The following is a 22,141-nucleotide window of genomic DNA, read 5'->3' as shown; positions in this document are numbered from 1 at the left end:
ACGATGTATCTTTGCCGGATGAGGTTGGGACTCCTGACATACTTGATTTTATTGACTTGTTGGTTGCCGCTTTTATCATTGGCGCAAAGCCAACCGACCTCCTTGTGCGCCGATGTGAACGGAGCGGGAGGAGTTCAGCTTTCGTGGGTATATAGTGATGCCGCACCAGGCACGGTATATGAGATATACAGAGATCAGGGTGTAGGTTTTACAGGGCCTTTGGCTCCAACAGTAGGATTTCCCGATTTGACTTTCAACGATGTTGGTGCGGGAGCCAACTTGAATAGCATTCGATACTATGTGATAGATCGGGATTTGCCTGGCAGTATTCCGGCAGATACCATTAGTACGATCTTCTTAGAATTGATTCCTACCGGCGCATCATCCGTAGCACAGCTCGAGTGGAATTTTCCATTTGACCCTATGCCTCTAGGGGGTGAGTTTATCATTGAAAGAAGCGAAGCGGGAGCTTCTTTTATAGCAATAGCTACTCTTCCGCCCTCGTCTGACCTTTATCGCGATACGCTCTACAGCGTATGTGAATTGACAGAATTCACTTATCGGGTGAGGTACCAGCAAGGTGCTTGCTCTATGTCTTCCCAAGAAGTATCGAGCGAATTCGAAGACGATGTGGGGCCTCCTGCACCGGTTGTTGAAACCATAAGTGTAGATCCCGTTACAGGAGAAGTAACTATTTATTGGCCTCCTTCTTCTGCGCCCGACATCGCTGGCTACATCATTCAAGATGCTGATATCCCCAACAATATATTCACCGAAATTGATTCAATACCGGGAGACAATCAAAGCTATACCTTGAATCTTTCTGCATCCAGCGACCCTGTCACCTGGGTGGTATTGGCTTTGGATACTTGTGGAAACGAAAACAGTTTTGATCAACCCCATACCACCATGGAAGTGAATGTGACCTTCTTGGACTGTAGTAATTTCGCAACCATCGACTGGACGCCCTACGAAGGTTGGGGAGATGATTTGTCAGGGTATGAGATACGCGCGATTCTGGCTGACGGAACGGATATCCTTCTAGCCACCGCGGGACCCGATGGCTTTATATCCAATGTCGACGTCGATCCAAATTTAGAGTATCGATTTTACATCAAGGCTATCTCAAGTGGCCTCCAACAGCCGTCAACGTCTAATGGGGTTCTTGTATTCACTGAGTATCCTCCCATAATTGACTTTCATTATCTGAGCTCGGTTTCCACCAATTTAGAAGGACAAGTGGAGGTAAATCTTTATCAGGATACCACAGGGGTGGGTACAACCTATGAGTTGTTCAAAAAGGAGGAGGAGGGTAATTACAATTTTGTCGGGCTCTTTGCTGCCATACCTGGAGAGGATACCATCACTTATATCGACTCTGATGTCCGCGCAAATGAACTCGTCTACACGTATTACTGGAAAGCCATTGACGGATGCGGTGAGGTGATCGGCGATTCGAACGAAGGTTCAAACATCGTCTTAGAAACCAGAACGAATAAAAGCAATTTGGTGAACAGGCTCAATTGGACCAAGTACGGAGTTTGGGACGGAGCGGTCGTTGAATACCAAATCCTCCGCGGATTGGGAGATGAGGAGCCCGCGTTCTATGATGTGACCGATCCCAATACCACCGAATGGTCTGAAGATGTCGAGCAATTCCTGACCAACCAAGGCAGGTTTTGCTACCGCATTCAAGCGGTAGAAAGCACCAATCAATACGGCCCCGGAGCAGTATCGTTCTCTAATCTTTCCTGTGTGACTCAAGAGCCGTTGGTTTGGGTTCCTTCGGCTATGGTTTACGAAGGTTTCAACGATCAGTTTAAGCCTGTTCTTGGTTTCATTGACTTTGAGACTTACCGCATGGAGATTTACAATAAGTGGGGCGAACTCCTTTTCGAGACATCGGATATCGAGACGGGTTGGGACGGCACCTATTCAGGCAGCGTTGTGCCCGAAGATTACTACCGCTACATTATCAGCTTTAGAGATGGCGGCGGGAAGCCCTTTGTGGAAGAGGGAGTGATGTATATGGTGCGGAATGCGGAGTGAACCATCAAAGCAAAACTGACGCGCTGTTGCGTGTTAACTCAACCTCAAGTCTTCTTTTTTTTCAAGTTCATCTACTGTGCTCAAGTATACTAACTCCTATTCAGTCCCTATGCTATCCCTATGCAACTAAGGTTCAGTTCCATTTTAACGGACACTTAGTTCAAAACGAGACAGTAGTGGCCATTTCGGGACAAAACAGCCCATATCGGACACGTCAGATAGAGCGTGGATAGCCCTTTGAATTTCCCACATTAAAACCTCTGAGCAATTGAGGTCAATTATTCTTACTTTTGCCCGAATTTATTTCAAATTCAAACTCAGATTCATGTCACTTAACGAATCCAAGATTTTGGGAGAGGGATTGACTTACGACGATGTCCTCTTAGTGCCGGCTTATTCTGACATCTTACCACGTCAAGTTGATATCCGTTCGCGATTTTCTCGAAACATCATGCTCAATACACCGATTGTTTCGGCGGCGATGGATACCGTAACCGGATCTGAAATGGCCATAGCCATGGCCCAGCAGGGAGGGATTGGAGTCATTCACAAAAACATGAGCATAGAGGCTCAGGCCCGTGAGGTGCGCAAAGTGAAGCGTTCTGAGAGCGGAATGATCCAAGATCCGATCACTATGATCGAGACAGCCAAAGTTGGTGATGCCCTTCAGGTTATGTCTGAGAATAAGATCGGAGGGATTCCCGTAGTCGATGCTGAGAATATTTTGGTAGGAATCGTTACCAACAGAGACCTTCGTTTTCAAAAGGAAATGACTAAGCCGGTAAGCGAAGTTATGACCAAAGAGAAGTTGATTACAGCCAAAAAAGGAATTACCCTTAAGGAGGCTGAGATCATTCTTCAGGAATATAAAATCGAGAAATTGCCGGTAGTGGGTGATAGCAACAAGCTTGTCGGCTTGATCACTTACCGCGATATTATAAAATTGAAAAAACACCCAAACAGCTGTAAAGATGAGTTTGGTCGATTGAGAGTGGCAGCCGCTATAGGTGTTACTGCCGATGCTGTGGAGAGAACTGCAGCGCTCGTAAAATCAGGAGTTGATGCAGTTATAATAGACACCGCTCACGGCCATACCAAAGGAGTGGTGGCTGTATTGGAAAAGATCAAGTCCAATTTTGACAAAATTGATGTAGTAGTTGGAAATGTGGCTACTGCCGAAGGTGCTATTCACCTCGCTGATGCAGGAGCTGATGCGGTGAAAGTCGGGATTGGTCCCGGGTCAATTTGCACGACTCGGGTAGTAGCGGGAGTTGGTGTGCCGCAGCTTACAGCTGTTCTTGATGCCGCATCGGCACTGAAGGACCGAGGTATTCCGATTATAGCAGACGGAGGCGTTCGCTATACAGGCGATGTCGTTAAGGCAATGGCTGCAGGAGCGGGGTCTGTAATGATTGGCTCAATGCTTGCTGGTGTGGAAGAGTCTCCGGGTGAGACCATCATTTATGAAGGTAGAAAATTCAAGTCATACAGAGGCATGGGTTCTATAGAAGCCATGCAGCAAGGGTCAAGCGATCGATATTTTCAAGATTCGCTGGACGACCTGAATAAACTTGTTCCCGAAGGAATTTCAGGCCGTGTTCCTTACAAAGGAACTCTAGCCGAAGTAATGCACCAAGTGATAGGAGGTCTTCGTGCAGGAATGGGATATTGCGGAGCAGCTGATATTGCGGCGTTGGCTGAAGCCAAATTTATCAGAATTACCAACTCAGGAATTCGAGAGAGCCACCCACATGACGTATCCATTACGCGTGAAGCTCCAAACTACAGTTTATAATGATCTTACTATAATTGCTCAAGTGAAAACTACAACCATGAAAAAAGGAATTCTTTTACTGCTTTCTATCATCACACTTCAGGTGATGGCGCAAGACAATGGAGATGCCATCTTAATGACCATTGACGACCGCAAGATCACCAAGTCTGAGTTCGAAACCATTTACAAGAAAAACAACCGCGACAGTTCGATCACACAAGAGGATTTGGACGAATACCTTGAGCTATTCATCAACTTTAAATTGAAGGTGATGGAAGCTGAAGAAATGGGAATGGACACGTTGGCTCGATTTGAAAGAGAACTGAGTGGATACCGCGACCAGCTGGCTAGACCTTATTTGGTGGACAAAGCGGTGACGGATTCTTTGGTAAGAGAGGCTTATGACAGACTGAAAGAAGATGTGCGTGCATCGCATATCTTGATAAAGCTGCCGTCTTCCCCTTCTCCGAAAGACACTCTTGAGGCTTACAACAAGATTATGGCTATCAAGGCCAAAGTGGATGTTGATCCGAGTAAATTCGGCTCTCTAGCTAAAACTGAAAGCGAAGACCCCAGCGCTAAGACAAATGGGGGCGATTTAGGTTACTTTACTTCTCTTCAGATGGTGTATCCATTTGAAACAGCAGTTTACAATACTCCGGTAGGAGAAATATCAGGACCTATCAGAACGAGATTTGGATACCACTTGGTTATGGTGCAAGACAAGAGACCTGCTCGCGGTGAAATACGAGTGGCTCACATTATGATCAGATCAGAAGATTCCGACCCTGAAGATGTTAAAGCCAGCCTGAAAAAAAGAGCCGATGAGGTATACGCTAAGTTGGAAGCAGGAGAAGACTTTGGAGAACTGGCTCGTAAATTTAGCGATGACAGAACCTCTGCTGCCAAGGGGGGCGAGTTACCCGCATTTGGGGCAGGAAAGATGGTCGAAGAGTTTGAAGAGGCTTCATTTGCTTTAACGGAGCCTGGTGAAATATCTGAGCCCGTTAAATCTCCATATGGATGGCACATCATTAAATTGATAGAAAGAGTTCCCGTTAAATCATTTGATGATTATGAGAAGGAGCTTCGATCAAAGATTTCTCGCGATTCTCGATCTGATATTACGAAAGACAGTTTTATCAATAAGCGCAAAAAAGAGTACAAGTACGCAGACTACCGCAAGCGTCTGAAGCCTTTCTACACTGGTGTTGACACTAGCTACTTCAGTGCGCGTTGGGAGCCTTCAGCAGAATTGCAAAACGGGGATAAGGTGCTTTTTGAAATGATTGGATTGACTTTTTCACAAGCTGAATTCACTACATATCTGTTGTCAAGAATGCGTGCAACTCGGACGCCAATTGATATTGAGTTATTGATAAACGAAAGTTTTGACAACTGGGTTGACTCTGAAATTATGGCTTTCGAAAACGGTATCCTGGAAGAAAAGTACCCTGAATTTAAAGCACTAATGCAAGAGTACCGCGATGGTATTTTACTTTTCGATCTTACCGATCAGAAGGTTTGGTCTAAAGCTGTTGAAGACACTGTTGGCTTGGAGACATTCTATCAAAGTCATCAAACTGACTTTATGTGGGAAGAAAGAGCGGGCTACGATATTTACACTGTAGAAGATGAAGAGACTGCAGGTAAGGTGAAGAAGATGCTGAAAAAGGGCAAGAACCAAGATGAGATCCGCGATGCATTGAATGAGGCTAGCGCTTTGAAGGTGCGAGTAAGCAGCGGTTTGAAAGAGCAAAAGCAACTTCCGATTCTTGAAAAAATAACTTGGGAAGTTGGTGTTTCTGATCCCATAGATGATGAGGGGCAACTCAAGGTGGTTCACATTAAAGAGATACGCGAACCTGAGCCGAAAGCTTTTGACGAGGCACGGGGTTTGATCACTGCAGCCTATCAGAACTATTTGGAAAAAGAATGGATAGATTCTTTGAGAGCTAAACACGAAGTGACCGTGAACAAAGAAGTTCTTTACACCATTAAATAATTCTTTTTCTAGTTTGAATACTAAAAATTCAACTTTACTGAATAGCAAGCTCCTCATCGGGAGCTTGCTATTTTTTGTTTTGCATGGATGTGTTCAAGATGAAAATGCTGATGATCCCGCAGTTGCTAAAGTGTTTGAGTATTCCTTGCGACAAAGTGAGTTCGAATCCTTACTTCCCAAAAATTACACCGAAGAAGATTCTGCGACGATAGCCGACGACATTATTAATAAATGGATAAAAGAAAAGGCCGTTTTATCACTTGCTGAGAAAAATCTTTCAGAAGAGAACAAGGACTTTTCGGCCAAGCTTGAAGATTACAGAAATTCATTGGTCATCTATTCCTACGAGCGGGAACTTGTAAACCAGAAACTTGACACACTGGTTTCTGATCAAGAGACCGAAACATTTTTTAACGAAAATATTGAGAGCTTCAAACTGAAAAGCTCCATCTTAAGGCCATGGTTTATGTCTGTGAGCGCTGATGCGCCAAATAAGAGAAAGCTTCAGAAATGGTTCAACGGTGAATCTGAGGAAGTCTTGGAAGATCTCGATGAGTATTGCAGTAAATATGCTGAAACTTGCTTCCTCGATGAAGAACAGTGGATGTACAAAGACGACATCTTGAAACAAATCCCATTAGAAGAAGAGGATTGGAGCAATTTTTTGACCACGAATACGTATCATGAGTTTGAAAAAGATGGACAGCTGTATTTACTCCGAATCTTCGAATATAGATTAAGGGGTAGTAATGCTCCACTCGAGCTCGAAAAGCAAAAAGTGCAAAACTTGATTATTAATCAGCGTAAAGCTGATTTGGTAAAAAAAATGCGTGAAGGAGCTGTTAAAGAGGCCTACGCAAAGAACAAAATTGAATGGATAAAGGAATAAATTTGAGATGGTTACTTCCCGCGTTGGCGTTGTTGTTTTTCGTCAATAGCTCCAAAGCGCAGGTAATTGACCAAATAGTAGCGGTAATTGGAAATGAAATTATCCTCTACAGCGACATACAAATTCAGAAAAGTCAAATTAAGGCACAGGGGTTTAAAGGTACCATAACAGATTGCCAGGTTTTGGAGGAAATTCTTTTTGAGAAGCTAATGCTGAATCAGGCAAAAGTGGATTCTCTTGAAATTACTGACGATATGGTGCAAGGTCAGTTGAATAGAAGGATGGATGTCTTCATTCGACAAATAGGCTCCGTGGAAGCTCTCGAAGACTATTATGGAAAATCGATGTCGGAAATCAGAGAAGATTTTTTCGACATTCTGAAAGATCAATTACTCGTTCAGCGCATGGAGTCTGAGATCAGCGCCGACATTAATGTTACACCTTCTGACGTGCAGGATTTCTTCAACGAAATTCCGAAAGACAGTCTGCCCTATGTCAATGCTTCTGTACAGATGGCTCAAATTGTCAAGTATCCCGAAGTTTCAACGAAGGAGAAGGAGAGGGTTCGTTCACGATTATTAGAATTTAAAGAGCAAGTCGAAACAGGTCAAGAGGAATTCGAGACATTGGCTGCTCTCTATAGCGACGACCCTGGTTCGGCCGCTAAGGGTGGTGCTCTGGGCATGCAGGCGCGTGGTACTTGGGTGCCCGAATTCGATGCAGTAGCTTTTAACTTGGAAGAAGGACAGATATCCACACCATTCAAAACTGACTACGGATTTCATATCATGCAGTTATTGGAAAGGAGGGGAGAGATGTACGACGCCAACCACATATTGCTCATCCCCGAAGTGTCTTCTGATGGATTGAGTCAAGCAAGAACAGACTTGGACTCTATTCGGAATTTGGTGATTCGAGATTCGGTTTCCTTTGCCTTAGCGGCAAATAAGTATTCCGATGATGAGTTGACCAAGAATCAAAACGGTTCGATAGTCAATCAGGCTTCAGGAAGCACCATTTTCGAAATGGATGATATTGATCCTACACTATTTCCCATTATTGATACAATGACAGTGGGACAGGTGAGCAAGCCGTTTTACTTTCAAACGCGTTCCAATGAGAAAGGCTATCGCATCGTAAAGCTCATGAACAGAACAGAACCGCACAGAGCCAACTTGACCGATGATTATCAAAGCCTTCAGAATATGGCTTCTGAGCGGCTTCGAGCGCAAACAATGGACAAATGGGTGAGGGAGAGAATAGGTGATTCCTTTGTAAAAATCGATGAAAAATACCGAGATTGCGCATTCGGCTATCCTTGGATCGAAGAGGACGATTTAATTAAGAACTAAGAAGTTTAGAATATAATGAAAGACGTAGAAGCGGTTAAGCAGCTCACGGATAAATATGCTTCAATGAGGCAAGAAATTGCCAAAGTGATTGTGGGACAAGATGAAGTAATCAAAGAAGTGCTCATTAGCATATTCAGCGGAGGTCATTGCCTTTTAGTAGGTGTTCCGGGTTTGGCCAAAACGCTTTTAGTGAACACAATTGCCAAAACATTGGGATTGACTTTTAATAGAGTTCAATTTACTCCTGATTTGATGCCGGGTGATATTATTGGTTCCGAAATTCTTGATGAAAATCGAAAATTCAAGTTCATTAAAGGCCCGTTGTTTTCGAATATCATACTTGCTGATGAGATTAACCGAACTCCTCCTAAAACCCAAGCCGCACTCTTAGAAGCGATGCAGGAGAGAATGGTTACGACAGCAGGGCACTCGTACCCGCTTCCCAAACCGTTTTTTGTACTTGCGACTCAAAACCCGATAGAGCAGGAAGGAACTTATCCATTGCCCGAAGCCCAACTCGATAGATTTATGTTCAACATCTTTGTTGATTATCCGAGTATACAGGAAGAAATCGATGTGGTAAAATCCACTACATCAGGTGTTACCGCAGAAGCTGAACAGGTAATCTCGGGAGATGAAATTCAATTCTTCCAACAGTTGATTCGAAAAATTCCCGTGGCTGATAATGTGGTAGAATATGCAGTGAATTTATCGGCCAAGTCCCGACCAGGCACTGAGTATGCTTCTGAAAGCACCAACAGTTATTTGAGCTGGGGCGCAGGGCCTAGGGCTTCTCAATACCTAATCGTGGGAGCTAAATGCCATGCAGCACTTCAAGGAAAATATTCTCCTGATATTGAAGATGTTCAAGCTGTGGCCTTACCAATTCTGAGGCACCGTTTGGTTAGGAATTATAAGGCAGAAGCAGAGGGTGTTACGATGGAAAAGATCATTACAGGAATGCTCTGATTTGTTCCGATATTAAATTAATGTGATTAATTTTGAATGTTGTATTGAATTCTTGGAATTATATTAACTTTGTGTTCAAATGACACTTTGAAGAGTTTTAAACTATGATAAAAGTTGCAATAAATGGTTTCGGTCGAATAGGAAGACTAACTTTCCGTCAGCTATTGAACAACAGCGACGTTGAGGTGGTAGCCATCAATGACTTGACAGATGCCAAGACTTTGGCCCACCTATTCAAGTATGACAGTAGTCAGGGTGGATACCAAGGTGAAGTATCTTATACGGGAGATGACCATATCGTAATAGACGGTAAACCTTATAAGCTTTTCGCTGAAAGAAGCCCTGAAGATCTTCCTTGGAAGGAACTTGGAGTTCAAGTAGTAGCCGAGTGTACCGGAAGATTCACAAATCAAGAAGGAGCTTCTAAACACATTACTGCGGGAGCACAAAAGGTAATTATTTCAGCGCCGGCAAAAGGCGACGTGAAGACCGTAGTAATTGGTGTAAACGATGACACTTTAACTGCTGATGATCATGTTGTTTCCAATGCTAGCTGCACAACAAACTGTTTGGCGCCTATTGCAATGGTCTTGGATCGGGAGTTCGGGATCCAAAAAGGATACATCAATACCATCCATGCTTACACGGCAGATCAGCGCATGCAAGATGCTCCTCACTCTGATTTGAGAAGAGCTAGGGCGGGTGCATTTTCAATTATCCCAACTACAACGGGAGCTGCGAAAGCAGTAGGACTGGTTCTTCCTCATCTAAAAGGAAAATTGGATGGAAACGCTACTCGAGTTCCAACCATCACCGGTTCCATAACGGATTTAGTTGCAATTCTGGATAAAGACGTGACAGCAGAAGAAATAAATGCAGCCATTAAAAAAGCTGCAAACAATGAATTAAAAGGAATCGTTCAGTACACTGAAGACCCAATTGTATCAGCTGATGTGATTGGAAATCCACACAGCAGTGTTTTTGATTCTTTGATGACGTCTACCAATGGCAATTTTGTAAAAGTAATGTCTTGGTATGACAATGAGTTTGGCTACGCGAGCCGCACCGCAGAACTTGTCGCTAAGATAGTTCAGTAGCAGTAAGCGTGGTTAATTTTCAGTAGGTGGTAAAAGCAAGGCGAAAGCCTTGCTTTTTTTATTGTTGAAAATCCCGTTAATAATCTTAACCACCTTCTTTTTGAATCACCCCTACAATCTGAATTGATTGTGTAATTTAGTATCTGATTTCATTTTATAGGAAGGCTTTTATGCGAACAACCCCTTATTATATTGCCGTTTTGGCTTCGACGTTTCTTTTTACTATTTCGTCGATGGCAAATGATTGTTTGACTGCAAATCTCATTTCATCGGAAGAAGATTTTGCTGATTCAGAGCTTGCAGGATCTTTTGTAGGAGCAGGGTTTTCTGGCGATGCACAGTGCGCAGGCCCGGGAGGAAGTGATGATGTATGGTATAGTTTTGTTGCTATTGCGACACGCCATGGTGTGCAAGCTACAGGTTCAGGAGATTTGAACTTGGCTATTGAGGTGTATGATGCATGCGGTGGAACCTTGCTCACCTGCAGGAACAATGCTGGTGTTGGAGCGACAGAAAATGCAATATTAACCGGGCTTACCGTTGGAAACACATACATCTATCGTGTTTATCATGTTGGTTCTACTCCTGTATCAACGGAATTTACCAGTGCAGTTGCTCACATTCCATTTGTGGAATTGGTCGCTTCCAATTGCGGCACTCTCGATTACAACACGAATAATGTGATTCGTGCTACTAATCCATCAAACACCTCCAATTTTACCAATTACCAATTTCGATTTGTTGAACAAGAGGCACCGTTTAATACTTATGTCATCACATCACCAAACGGAACAAATCCCAATTTTCTTTTGGAGTGGTTTCCGCAAATTGAATATGGAAGAACTTACGAGGTGAGTGTTCGGGTTAGAGCTATTGTACCCGCATACGGAGATTATGGAAATTCATGCATTATTGGTCTGCAGAATAACGTACTAACCACAACACTAGAAAACCAGTATTCTAATGGCTTTTTTGATTTCTGTGATATAATCGGAGCAACCAAAGTTGCCCTTTCAACTCAATATAGATGGACTTTTTTGGACTTTGGCTCTAATCCTCCTGTACAAACCGAAGTAATTGGTTTGTCGGATAGCAGGTTGCTCAACCTGTATCGAGTCCCTGATTTACAGTTAGGAACTACTTACATTGTTTCAGTATTTGCCACTGTGGCCGGGCAGGAAAGTAATTCCGGCGGATTGAGGTTTATTAATATGAATAATGCTGTTCCAAACACAGGCCTCAACAGTAATGTCTACCCATGTGGACAGACTTATCCCATCAGTTCCTTTCTGCAGGCCAATGAGGTTTGTAGAGCGGATTCGTATACTTGGAGATTCACGAACACTACCTCAGTTCAAGCACCACTTTTTTATACTAGAGACGACGGTAGCCGCTTTGTTGACTTAGATTTTGTGACTGGCCTAATAGAAGGAGATAGTTATGATGTAGAAGTCTTAGCGGCGCAAGGAGGGTTAATCGGAGACTACTCGACGATTTGTAATATCACCATTGGCCCATCCGAAAATCCGAATCTGTTGATGTCGCAGTCCACGATATCATTTGATCCAAGTGACAACTCTGGAATAGAATCATTTTCCATAGCTGCAATGGAGCCCAATTGGGAAATAGATTTGTCTACAGTCTCTAACACTCCCGGCTTGTACAATTTGACCTTGTCATCTGAAGACTTCGGCCAAACAGCAATGATTGAAGTTTATGACCTCAACGGCCGTAGGATTGACGTGGTGAGTCCGGTTTTATCAGTTGGAGCAACTGAACAATTAAATCTTTCTTACCTACCTCAGGGCATTTATTTGCTTAGAGTATTTAATGGTGTCCATCAAGAAACCAGAAAGATAACGACCTTCTAAATAAAAGTTTTTTTATCTTAAGAGCTCTGAAACAGAGCTCTATGGAACTTTTTCTGCACCAAGCGCCTCTGGTGCGTATTCTTGTACCTCTTTTGTTGGGGCTGATATCAGCTCTCAATTTTGATTCATGTTCAGACTTGAAACTAGTCTGGATATCAGCCGTTTTGGTGATCATAGGATTGCTTTTCTCCCTAAATAGGATTTGGAAGAATATGTTGAAGAATCACTATTTTGGAATACTTTCAGTTGCCGCATTTTTTCTCTTAGGAATGGCATTGGGATATCGAGCAATAAGTGTGCAAACAGGCCCTCCAGAAGGAAGTAGCTTTTTGGCAGTGATAGAATCTTCTCCCATTGAGAAACCAAATAGCTATGCTGTTCATCTCAAGGTATTCAAAGTTCAGATCGATTCACAGCTCTATCGATCGTGCAACGCTAGAATAATCGCCTACGTGTCAAAAGATAATTTTGACTCACGGATAGTCCCGGGCAATTCCATCCAATTTTCCGGGAGTATTTCAAATTTAGATCAAGAGCTTTACCCGAATCAATTTGATTATGGAAGGTATCTTCGCAATACAGGAATTTCGGGTTCCGTATATATACCTCGTTGGTCTTATGAAGTCATTTCCGTCCATCATTTTTCTTTAAAAGGGAAGCTCAATAAACTCCGAGGAAATCTTCTTGAAAAGCTGAACGAAGATTCCATTCCGACTAAGGAATTCGGCGTAATTTCGGCTCTGCTAGTAGGCGACAGGTCCTTCCTTGACCCTCAACTGAGAAGTGATTTTGCAGATGCAGGAGCTGTTCACATCCTAGCTGTAAGTGGCCTGCATGTTGGGATAATCTATTTGCTGTTTCTCACTATCCTCAACTTTTTATTTAAAAAGAACGCCAAGCTTTTAAAGTTCATATTGGTCCTATTGATGCTTTGGGGATATGCCGCGCTCACGGGATTCTCGCCTTCCGTGCTTCGCGCTGCTACGATGTTCAGCTTTATTGCCTTAGGAAAATTTAATAAGCGCTATACGAATACGTATAACATGATTGCTGCAAGCGCTCTTGTTCTGCTTGTGATCAATCCGCTATTAATTACTCAAATTGGTTTCCAGCTCTCCTATTTGGCAGTTTTGGGCATTGTGTTTTTTCATCCGATTTTTTATGCTTCACTCGATTTTAAGAATAAGTACATCAGTATGTTGTGGTCATTATTCTGTGTCTCTTTTGCCGCGCAACTAGCTACTTTTCCATTGAGTATTTACTACTTCAATCAATTCCCTTTGCTATTTTTTATTACGAATATTTTAGTTATTCCCTTGGCCTCAATAATTTTATATTCAGGAATTGCCTGGGTCTTGCTTCTTTGGGTTCCATATGCCTCGGATGTCATGGGGTGGGTAACCATAAGGTGGACGTGGCTTTTGAATTGGATTATCGAGACGATCAATACATTGCCTTTTGCAAAGATTGATGGGCTCTATTTGAGCAGTCTTTCTGCCTTTATTATCTATGTCGTAATTATTCTCATAACGATCTTTCTGTTGAAGCCCGCAACTAGAGTTTTGAGGCTATTGATATTGGCCACAGCCTGCTTGCTTTTTCTTTTTTTAAACCGCCGAATTGGTGTCGTTTTGCAGGACGATGTTCTTCTTCCTTTATTGGGAGAAAGTCCCACTATCATCAGATTAGTTCAAGATGAAATGATAGTGTACAGCCAAGATACAGCAACGTTCAGCGCAAATTGGCGGAGAGAGATCTATCCTTATTTGCTCACGAAAGGAGTACGCGACCCTGAAAAGATTCGGTTTGTAAATCTTGACGAAGACAATGACATTCTCAATGTCCGCATGTCAGAAAATTCATCTGAGGGACATCATATTATTTGGAATCTTAGAGAAGAGAGAATACACACCGCAAACAGAAAAGAACCTGCGCGAGTATTTCATGAATCCAATGCGCCTTTGTTTCAAATAGAGTCCTACGATCTTATTCGTTTTTCAAACGATTCGCTTCTTCTTCAGAAATGATTTGCCCGTTGAACAAGCCTATTATCATGGCATCTTCAAAACCTTTCGCTTTAAGCAGAGATAAAGCTTCCCGGGCCTGTTGAATATCATTGAAAGATTTATAGATATATTTCGTGGTACCATTCGATCCTCTCATTGGGCTTACGTCATCGAGTTCGATGAATTTGCTCAACATTTCGGCAGGAACTCTCCCTGAGAAAGAACCAAGCTGTACTGAATAGTCTACGTACTCTGTACTGATACCACCTGTTGCGGGAGTTCCTGTTATGACCTCTTTTTTGCTCACTCTGGCTCCTGCTTCTTTCAACGATATTCGCTTACCGCCTTTATAAGCTGTTACAAAGGAGCCTTCAAATCCATTTAGAAGCAATTCGATTCTATGCTCGGCAGCATCCTTAATGTTATCGAATGATCCACTAACATAGCGTGTGAGTCCGTCTTGACCGGTTATTACCAAGACATCATTAATCTCTTTAAAAATATTGTCCGATAGCCTATAGCGGTACGCACCGATCTGGACTCGGAAAGTCGTTTGATCAGGATTTGAAAAGAATGACTCCGAACTCTTTTCAATCAGAGCAAGTTCAGTATCGTCTACACTGTTGAACGTGCCAAAATCATTGTAGACCAATTCTGTTTCATAATTCATTTCTTGAAGTTGTCTCATTCTACTATGAGCTTCCTCTAAACTATTGAAATCGCCAATGAAATAGTTCAAACCATTTTCGTCCTCACTTCCACGTATGTCTGCTATACTCAGCAGTTTTGAAATTGCCAGACCGTCTAAGTTTTCTGTGTTGGCAATTCTGACTCTATAGCCTTTGCTTCTCCCTCTTAATTTGATCGATTGTCTATCGAAATCGGCAGTTTCTTTTTTGCTCTTCTGGTAACTAAGGTTTCCTATGCTATCCTTGTAGGTCAAGTAGATGTTTTGAATAGCGACATCTGTTAGCGTCACTCCATCCAGGTCAACCAGGTTACCTTCTGGGGTTGTTAATTCACCATCCCGATAGTCGGCTACTCCATCATTATCAGTATCCAATGGACAACCATATTCGTCTATGGCAATGCCTTCTTTTGTGAAAGGGCAGAGGTCGATTATGTCCGCAATGCCATCAATGTCTTCATCTTCAAATTCGATCTCATCAAATTCAAGTCCTGAAGATTTCTCGACCTGAGATTTCTTTTCGTGATGGAGGTTGTAGAGAATACCAATCGATGAAAACAAGAAGTGATCATTTCCTGATCGACTATTCGGTTGATCCGAAATGTTGTCAATATTATCCGTAAAACTCAAATGAAACTCAGTACCCATATTTAAGGTAAAGAAATCGTTGATTTTCAAATTCGCTCCAACTCCGATAGGCATACTCATGCCTCTCAATGCATAGGGTAAGCCCGTGTTTTCATCTGTAGCTCTTAGGTCAGATTCGTAAGTATAGTCCCTTGTAAGTGTATTGGCGTCACTCTTGTTAGGAGCGTTTTCCGCCAAACTTCTTATCGTTCCATCCGACCAATAGTGATAGATTTCTCCATTGGCATCCATTAGGTCTGATTTTGAATTGAATTCAAATGTTGATATACCCAGAGAAACGTAAGGCTCTACGGTTCTTGTTTTAGGAAGAATATGGTCAAAATTGTAAGAAAGACTAAGTCCGCCCATACGTATGGGAGTGCTGAAATTAGCATTGCCACCTTCAATTCTTTCTTCTTGCGTGATTTTTCCAAAAAATGCAAATGCTCGGAGGCTAAAGGCATCTGTCAGTGGCGAAACTAGTGAGAGACTCTGTCCCCAGTTCATTTGAGATTGCTGGCTTAAACCATCCAAACTACCAACGTCACCAAAATAATTGATCAAACCAGTATTCAAACCCACTTGAGGTCTGAATAGTTTTTCGCTGCTTATTGTAGCTGTTGAGTCTGATTGGGCCATTACCAAATGATTGGAAATAAGCAAAACAGTAGCGCAGAGAGCGATTCGTATATACTTCAAAGGGGTACGCATAGCGAGAGTTAATCTCTTGCGTATACTGAGACTTTGGTTAAAAGGTTGCGTATCTTATGGATACCACTTTTGGGCAGTTATCATCAGGGCTTCCTGAACACTGATCCTTTCACCATCGTTATATGCGGTTACGAATGGACCCTGAAATTTGTCGTATTTACCCGTGATTCTCTGGCGGTCGTCTCGAGCAGACTTGTACACTTGGTGGTATCCCGTAGTGTATTTGAACCATCCTTTATGATTCTCCAACTTATATCCCTCTTGGAAAGTATAAAGTTTCTCGAAAACGCTCTTTTGAAGATTATTCTTGCCTGCTGCTATTTGCACTCTGTAGAATACTCCTGATTCCGGCTGAGGAACATCAATGATATTCGCATCTGTTGGACTTTTAGAATCGTTGAATGAAGCAGTTACAGTTTCCTCTTTGGGCTTTGGTGTATCCGTTTCTTTGGTTTTTGCTGGAGGAGTGCTTACAGCGACTACCATCGGTTCAGCAATTACTTCTTCCATCTCTTCAACTATATCCGCTATTGGGTCACCTGTGACTTCTGCCCCTGTGGTATCTTTTGATTTTTCCTCAGCCATCATTTCTATGCCTGAAGAAATAGGAATCTCCATTGTTTCTTCACCTTCGAGGTAAGAAAAAGAGCCTTCTATCTTCGGTTCTTCTCCATTTTGTGCAATTACAGGCAAAAGCTTGTATGAAATGGTGATAACATCATTTTCCGGAATGTCGTACCAAATGTATTTAATCACTTGATCCATTGAGCTGAAAACAGCTCCACTCGATTTAAAGTCAATAGCTGTATACCCTTCAGGTAAATTCTCTTCTACTTTAGCAAATCCGCTTAACCCTTCCTTTTCAATTTCCACGGTCACTCTCCATTGATTCAATCCATCAGGTCGAATTTGGCGATCAGCCAGAGCGTATGCCTCTTTGTTCATGCCTTTCTCCTCCATTGATTCTTTGATCGATTCGGCAACTATTTCTTGTGGTGTTCCTACATTAATGTAGTGGGTTGGTACGTCGTGGTTCTTTCGCTCATTTTCATAGATATATGAAAACCGTGAGTCCAAAGCTTTTTTTCCTTTAGCAGCGCCTGTCGTGCGAATCCTGTAGGAAATGGAGAACTCTTCATTGGCCGGTAGAGCCATCCAGATAAATTTCGCTTTTCCATTGTTAAAGGTAAAGGAGGCTCCCGCTGACTCTACTACTTCTATCACCAAACCTTCGTCTACCGTAATTTGATATTTAGCAAAACCCGTTACATCAGATTTATCAAGCTCGACTAAAACCACCGCTTCTTCTCCTGACCCCATGTTTTCGGGTGGATTATGCTTGATCTTGACCTCTTCTTTTTGTCCAAGAGAAAAGATTAAAAATCCCAAAATCTGAATGCCAATGAAAAATGTTCTTGTCATACCTCCGAGGTGTAGCTCTTTGAAAAGCCTTTCTAACAAAGCTATCCAATAGTGGAGGTGCCTCGGTTGAGCCGAAACGAATTTGCAAACAGAATTTTGTTGAAATCGGAAGTGTGTCGAAAAAGCCTAGAAGTTTGGCTTGAGCATATACTTCTGGTAGAACGCATCGATGTGACCAACAGCCTCTTCCGGAGTATTAGCGAGTCGGAATAGTTCTAAATCCTGTTCGCTAATCGATTTATAGTTTTCAAGTAATGTTGATTTGATCCAATCGAGCAAACCCTCCCAATAGTCTTTACCGTAAAGAATAATTGGAAACCGGCCTATTTTACCCGTCTGGATCAAGGTAAGGGCTTCAAATAGCTCATCCAATGTTCCAAAACCACCGGGCATGACGATAAAGCCTTGTGAGTACTTCACAAACATCACTTTTCTTACAAAGAAATAATCGAATGTTATCAGCTTATCCTTATCAATGTATGGATTTCCGTTTTGCTCAAATGGTAGATCGATGTTCAATCCCACACTATCGCCACCTCCCCGGTGTGCTCCTTTGTTTCCTGCTTCCATAATTCCCGGGCCTCCACCTGTAACCACCCCATAGCCGCCTTGGCTTAGCTGGAAAGCTATTTCTTCAGCTGCTTTGTAAGAAGGATCATCATCGGTAAATCGAGCGGAACCAAATATAGAAACACAAGGTTTTATTCGGGAGAGCTTCTCAAAACCTTCAACAAATTCTGACATTATCTTGAAGATTGCCCAACTATCGTTGGTTTTTACTTCATTCCATGTTTTTGTCTTAAAGGCGCGCTTGATGCGCTTTTCATCATTTGACATTCAATTCGAGTTTTAAGTATTCAGCAGTGTGGCCGACTCCCTTTTTTACAACATGTTCGGGAGTGCCCTTGGCAATAATCGTTCCGCCTCCTTCTCCACCTTCAGGACCTAAATCTATAACATAGTCGGCCACTTTCACTACATCCAAGTTGTGTTCTATCACCAAAACGGTGTTTCCTTGGTCGACTAGTCGATTCAGAACAGTGATTAATAAACGAATATCTTCAAAATGTAGTCCGGTGGTAGGTTCATCTAAAATGTAAAATGTCTGTCCTGTACCTTTTTTACTCAACTCAGAGGCTAGCTTTATCCTTTGTGCCTCACCTCCCGATAATGTAGTACTCGGTTGGCCTAAAGTCAAATAACCCAATCCAACATCAAAAAGAGTTTTCAGCTTCAACGAAATTCTTGGATGATCTTCAAAAAATGCAACAGCAGACTCAATTGTCATGTCGAGTACATCACTAATGGATTTACCTCGAAAGCGAACTTCCAGCGTTTCGCGGTTATACCTTCTGCCTTCACAAGTTTCACATTGCACATAGACATCCGGTAAGAAATTCATCTCAATAGTCTTCAGTCCAGCGCCTTTGCATGTTTCGCATCTTCCACCTGTAGTGTTAAATGAAAACCTTCCTGCCTTGTATCCCCTGATTTTTGCTTCCGGCAACTGCGCATAAAGATTCCTGATGTCTGTGAAAACTCCCGTGTAAGTGGCGGGATTGCTTCTTGGCGTCCTGCCAATAGGTGATTGATCTATTTCAATCACCTTATCAATCTTCTCCAGTCCCTTGATGCTCTTGTAGGTCAATGGCTTCTTTACCCCTTTATATACATGAGCGTTGAGGATGGGGTAGAGGGTTTGATTGATCAGTGTAGACTTGCCACTTCCCGATACTCCAGTCACGCAAGTGAAAGTGCCCAAAGGAAAGATGGCATTCACATTTTTCAGGTTATTGCCCGTAGCCCCAGTCAAGGTGATTTTATCACCATTACCTTTTCTGCGTTTTTTTGGTATTTCGATTCTCTTTTTCCCAGATAGGTAGTCTGCAGTAAGTGAACCTGACTTCATTACTTCTTTGACAGTGCCTTCACCTACAATCTTACCTCCATGGACTCCCGCAAACGGGCCAATGTCGATGAGGTGATCAGCTGCCAGAATCATGTCTTTGTCATGCTCAACAACGATTACGCTATTCCCGATATCTCTAAGATTTCTCAAAGAGTCAATCAGCTTGTTATTGTCTCTTTGGTGGAGTCCAATGCTTGGCTCGTCCAGAATATAGAGAACTCCAACCAGTTTTGATCCGATTTGAGTAGCCAAACGAATTCGCTGAGCTTCACCGCCTGACAAGGTTTTGGCGCTGCGATCCAAGGACAAGTAATCCAAGCCTACATCCATTAAGAACCCAGAGCGATTTTTGATTTCTTTAAGAATCTCCGTTGCAATTCTCAGTTGGGTCTTGGTCAATTTCTTTTCCAAAGAATTTACCCAAACATCAAACTTGTTGATTCCCCAACTTGATATTTCAGCAATGTTTTTGTCATCAAGTTTGAAGTATAGGGCTTCCTCTCTGAGTCGGGCACCATCACAAACCGGGCAGGTGATCTGGTTCATAAAACTATTCGCCCAGCGCTGTATCGGAGCGGAAGCATTTTCATCGGCCTGGCGAGAAATGAAATTGATGATACCTTCAAAGTTTACGTTGTACTCGCTAGAACCTGTCGCGCCATCGATTTTTACAGTCTCATTTGTACCATTTAGAATCTTATCGAGCAGCTCATCGTCTATGTCCTTCAGTGGGGAGTTGAGATCGTACTCGTATTTCCGCAAGAGCCCTTCTACTTGTCTGAATATCCAGTTATTCTTGTAAGAGCCAAGTGGCGCGATTCCTCCTTTTCGAATCGATTTTTTCTCATCGGGAATAATTTTTTTCCGATCCACCTCGCTTACTTCACCGATACCATTGCATCTTTTGCACACTCCATAAGGTGAGTTGAAGGAAAACAAATTTGGTTCGGGTTCGGGGTAAGAGATACCCGTAGTAGGGCACATCAAATCGCGGCTGAAATGGCGTGCTTCTTCAGTATCCCAATTCATGACCATCATCGAGCCTTTTCCGGTATCCATGGCCGTGGTAACGCTCTGACGAAGGCGTTGCTTGTCTTTTTCACCTGCCACTATGCGGTCTACGACTATCTCAATATCGTGAATCTTGTAGCGATCGAGCCTCATTCCACTCGTGATCTCCTTTACTTCACCATCAACTCTGACGCGCAGGTATCCCTGTTTGCTGATTTGCTGGAAAAGTTCCCGATAATGTCCTTTTCTTCCTCTTACGACGGGAGCCAGAACCGCTATTTTTTCATCACGGTAAGTATCCATGATCAAGTCAACAATTTGATCTTCGCTGTACTTCACCATCTTTTCGCCTGTCTTGTATGAGTATGCGTTTGCTACTCTGGCATAGAGCAATCTGAGGAAGTCGTAAATCTCAGTAATCGTACCCACGGTCGACCGGGGACTTTTGCTGATGGTTTTTTGCTCGATACTGATCACAGGACTGAGCCCTGTGATCTTATCCACATCGGGCCTTTCCATGTTGCCTAGGAACTGCCGAGCATAGGCAGAGAAGGTTTCGATATATCTTCTCTGGCCTTCGGCATAAATCGTGTCGAATGCCAAGGATGACTTTCCACTGCCACTCAGGCCGGTTATGACCACAAGTTGGTTTCTGGGAATTTCTACATCAATGTTCTGAAGGTTGTGTACTCTGGCGCCGAGAACTTCGACACTTTCTTTTTCAAGGGTTTCGGTACTTTCCAATCCGTTTAGTTGCTATGAGGTGCAGAGATTAAAGTGTCAGAAGCAGCTTTTTGTTTAGCAAATGGAACAAGACCTTGAATGGTATCTGTCGGTAATTTCACCTCGTATGTTCTTTTCCCCGGATTTGTGAGATACTTATCTCTCAACCAAGGATTGAGGATTTTCAATATTTTGTAATTCACTCCGTTTTCTATCGCAAATTCAGCGAAATCATCTACGCTTTCATCAACTACGATGGTGCGTGTGTCATAAGTTGGATAAAGATCCTGTGGTCTGAAGTGGAAACCGTATTGAGCAGGCTTACTCAAGATCTCCTTGATGGCCAGAATTCGGTACATGTACCGACCTGTTTCCGCATTAAGAAGCAAGTCATAGTAATTGTCCACATTCTGACGAGCAACTTGCTTGTTTAACCCTGCCATTCCCATATTGTAGCTCGCGGCTGCCATACTCCAAGATCCGTATTTGGCATGGGCATCCTTCAGGTATTCACAAGCGGCTGCCGTAGCTTTTTCGATATGATAACGTTCATCTACCTCATTGTTGATCTCAAGGCCATATTCGCGCCCCGTTGTCTTCATAAACTGCCAAAAGCCTGTGGCACCGGCAGGCGAAACGACGTCGGTAAGTCCGCTCTCAATCACTGCCAAATATTTGAAATCATCAGGTACTCCATGTTCTTTCAAGATAGGTTCTATGATAGGAAACCACCTGTTAGCCCGCTTGTGAAATAAAAGAGTTTGTGATTGCCAGTACGTATTTACCAAGAGTTCATGATCCAACTTTTCTCTGACATCGAGAATGTGAAGCGGAATTTCTTCCTCTGCAAAAGTCAACGCATCAGGAGAACTCAAACTGAAAATTTTGTAATTGTCATTAAAGTACTGTCGGTAACTGATATCGGGATTTAGATTGGCCGATTTGAAAGAGTACCCTGTCCATACTACAGCAATAACAAGTAAAGACAAGACGGATATGAGTAGGAATCGAAATGTATTTGAAGGGGATTGCTGCATG

Annotated in this window: 14 protein-coding genes; 9 read left to right on the top strand and 5 right to left on the bottom strand. The window is 42.8% G+C overall.

All coding sequences use genetic code 11. The annotated features are described in order from the left end of the window. The first annotated feature begins 18 nt into the window (after positions 1 to 18). From O3Q51_10685 to O3Q51_10645, 9 genes are all read left to right on the top strand, one after another. Positions 19 to 2,049, top strand: coding sequence for a gliding motility-associated C-terminal domain-containing protein (locus tag O3Q51_10685; protein MCZ4409280.1), 2,031 nt, complete (start codon positions 19 to 21; stop codon positions 2,047 to 2,049). A gap of 325 nt (positions 2,050 to 2,374) precedes the next feature. Further along, positions 2,375 to 3,844: an IMP dehydrogenase gene (gene guaB, locus O3Q51_10680; GenBank protein ID MCZ4409279.1), complete on the top strand. Its 1,470-nt coding sequence runs from the start codon at positions 2,375 to 2,377 to the stop codon at positions 3,842 to 3,844. Between the two features lie 37 nt (positions 3,845 to 3,881). Beyond that, on the top strand, positions 3,882 to 5,828 hold the full coding sequence (locus O3Q51_10675) for a peptidylprolyl isomerase (protein ID MCZ4409278.1): 1,947 nt from the start codon (positions 3,882 to 3,884) through the stop codon (positions 5,826 to 5,828). A gap of 13 nt (positions 5,829 to 5,841) precedes the next feature. Then, positions 5,842 to 6,717 carry a hypothetical protein gene (locus O3Q51_10670; protein MCZ4409277.1) on the top strand — a complete coding sequence of 292 codons (876 nt, stop codon included), beginning with the start codon at positions 5,842 to 5,844 and terminating at the stop codon, positions 6,715 to 6,717. Continuing rightward, complete coding sequence (locus tag O3Q51_10665) at positions 6,702 to 8,069, top strand: peptidylprolyl isomerase (GenBank protein MCZ4409276.1); 1,368 nt, start codon at positions 6,702 to 6,704, stop codon at positions 8,067 to 8,069. Before O3Q51_10670 ends, O3Q51_10665 begins: the two co-directional genes overlap by 16 nt. 15 nt (positions 8,070 to 8,084) lie before the next feature. Next, positions 8,085 to 9,038, top strand: coding sequence for an AAA family ATPase (locus O3Q51_10660; GenBank protein ID MCZ4409275.1), 954 nt, complete (start codon positions 8,085 to 8,087; stop codon positions 9,036 to 9,038). 104 nt (positions 9,039 to 9,142) lie between these two features. Next, the gene (gene gap, locus O3Q51_10655) at positions 9,143 to 10,135 is read left to right on the top strand and encodes a type I glyceraldehyde-3-phosphate dehydrogenase (GenBank protein ID MCZ4409274.1); all 993 of its coding nucleotides are present in this window, start codon (positions 9,143 to 9,145) and stop codon (positions 10,133 to 10,135) included. Positions 10,136 to 10,368: 233 nt separating this feature from the next. Beyond that, a complete protein-coding gene (locus O3Q51_10650) occupies positions 10,369 to 12,006 on the top strand; it encodes a T9SS type A sorting domain-containing protein (GenBank protein MCZ4409273.1) in 1,638 nt (545 codons plus the stop codon). Between the two features lie 41 nt (positions 12,007 to 12,047). Then, complete coding sequence (locus O3Q51_10645; protein MCZ4409272.1) at positions 12,048 to 14,033, top strand: ComEC/Rec2 family competence protein; 1,986 nt, start codon at positions 12,048 to 12,050, stop codon at positions 14,031 to 14,033. On the opposite strand, the gene O3Q51_10640 is transcribed toward O3Q51_10645, so the two are convergent. The 5 genes from O3Q51_10640 to O3Q51_10620 form a co-directional block, all read right to left on the bottom strand. Next, positions 13,993 to 15,966, bottom strand: coding sequence for an SPOR domain-containing protein (locus O3Q51_10640; protein MCZ4409271.1), 1,974 nt, complete (start codon positions 15,964 to 15,966; stop codon positions 13,993 to 13,995). The two genes, O3Q51_10645 and O3Q51_10640, sit on opposite strands and share 41 nt — an antisense overlap. Before the next feature lie 126 nt (positions 15,967 to 16,092). Then, complete coding sequence (locus O3Q51_10635; protein ID MCZ4409270.1) at positions 16,093 to 17,460, bottom strand: hypothetical protein; 1,368 nt, start codon at positions 17,458 to 17,460, stop codon at positions 16,093 to 16,095. Between the two features lie 126 nt (positions 17,461 to 17,586). Next, positions 17,587 to 18,297 (bottom strand): TIGR00730 family Rossman fold protein, encoded by a 711-nt coding sequence (locus O3Q51_10630; GenBank protein MCZ4409269.1) that lies wholly within the window; start codon positions 18,295 to 18,297, stop codon positions 17,587 to 17,589. After that, positions 18,287 to 21,124, bottom strand: coding sequence for an excinuclease ABC subunit UvrA (uvrA, locus tag O3Q51_10625; GenBank protein ID MCZ4409268.1), 2,838 nt, complete (start codon positions 21,122 to 21,124; stop codon positions 18,287 to 18,289). Before uvrA ends, O3Q51_10630 begins: the two co-directional genes overlap by 11 nt. Before the next feature lie 5 nt (positions 21,125 to 21,129). Next, entirely contained in the window at positions 21,130 to 22,140 is a 1,011-nt protein-coding gene (locus tag O3Q51_10620; protein ID MCZ4409267.1) for a lytic transglycosylase domain-containing protein, read from the bottom strand. Between the last annotated feature and the right edge of the window lies 1 nt (position 22,141).

This window comes from Cryomorphaceae bacterium 1068 (assembly GCA_027214385.1).
Lineage (GTDB): Bacteria > Bacteroidota > Bacteroidia > Flavobacteriales_D > Cryomorphaceae > JAKVAV01.
This window is presented reverse-complemented; position numbering and strand designations above follow the sequence as displayed.

Excerpts from the sequence above, each read along its gene's own strand:
- O3Q51_10620 (MCZ4409267.1), bottom strand. The coding sequence starts at position 22,140 with ATGCAGCAATCCCCTTCAAATACATTTCGATTCCTACTCATATCCGTC.
- O3Q51_10645 (MCZ4409272.1), top strand. The coding sequence starts at position 12,048 with ATGGAACTTTTTCTGCACCAAGCGCCTCTGGTGCGTATTCTTGTACCT.
- O3Q51_10685 (MCZ4409280.1), top strand. The coding sequence starts at position 19 with ATGAGGTTGGGACTCCTGACATACTTGATTTTATTGACTTGTTGGTTG.
- O3Q51_10635 (MCZ4409270.1), bottom strand. The coding sequence starts at position 17,460 with ATGACAAGAACATTTTTCATTGGCATTCAGATTTTGGGATTTTTAATC.
- O3Q51_10675 (MCZ4409278.1), top strand. The coding sequence starts at position 3,882 with ATGAAAAAAGGAATTCTTTTACTGCTTTCTATCATCACACTTCAGGTG.
- O3Q51_10630 (MCZ4409269.1), bottom strand. The coding sequence starts at position 18,297 with ATGTCAAATGATGAAAAGCGCATCAAGCGCGCCTTTAAGACAAAAACA.
- O3Q51_10640 (MCZ4409271.1), bottom strand. The coding sequence starts at position 15,966 with ATGGCCCAATCAGACTCAACAGCTACAATAAGCAGCGAAAAACTATTC.
- guaB (MCZ4409279.1), top strand. The coding sequence starts at position 2,375 with ATGTCACTTAACGAATCCAAGATTTTGGGAGAGGGATTGACTTACGAC.
- O3Q51_10665 (MCZ4409276.1), top strand. The coding sequence starts at position 6,702 with ATGGATAAAGGAATAAATTTGAGATGGTTACTTCCCGCGTTGGCGTTG.
- O3Q51_10650 (MCZ4409273.1), top strand. The coding sequence starts at position 10,369 with ATGGCAAATGATTGTTTGACTGCAAATCTCATTTCATCGGAAGAAGAT.
- O3Q51_10660 (MCZ4409275.1), top strand. The coding sequence starts at position 8,085 with ATGAAAGACGTAGAAGCGGTTAAGCAGCTCACGGATAAATATGCTTCA.
- gap (MCZ4409274.1), top strand. The coding sequence starts at position 9,143 with ATGATAAAAGTTGCAATAAATGGTTTCGGTCGAATAGGAAGACTAACT.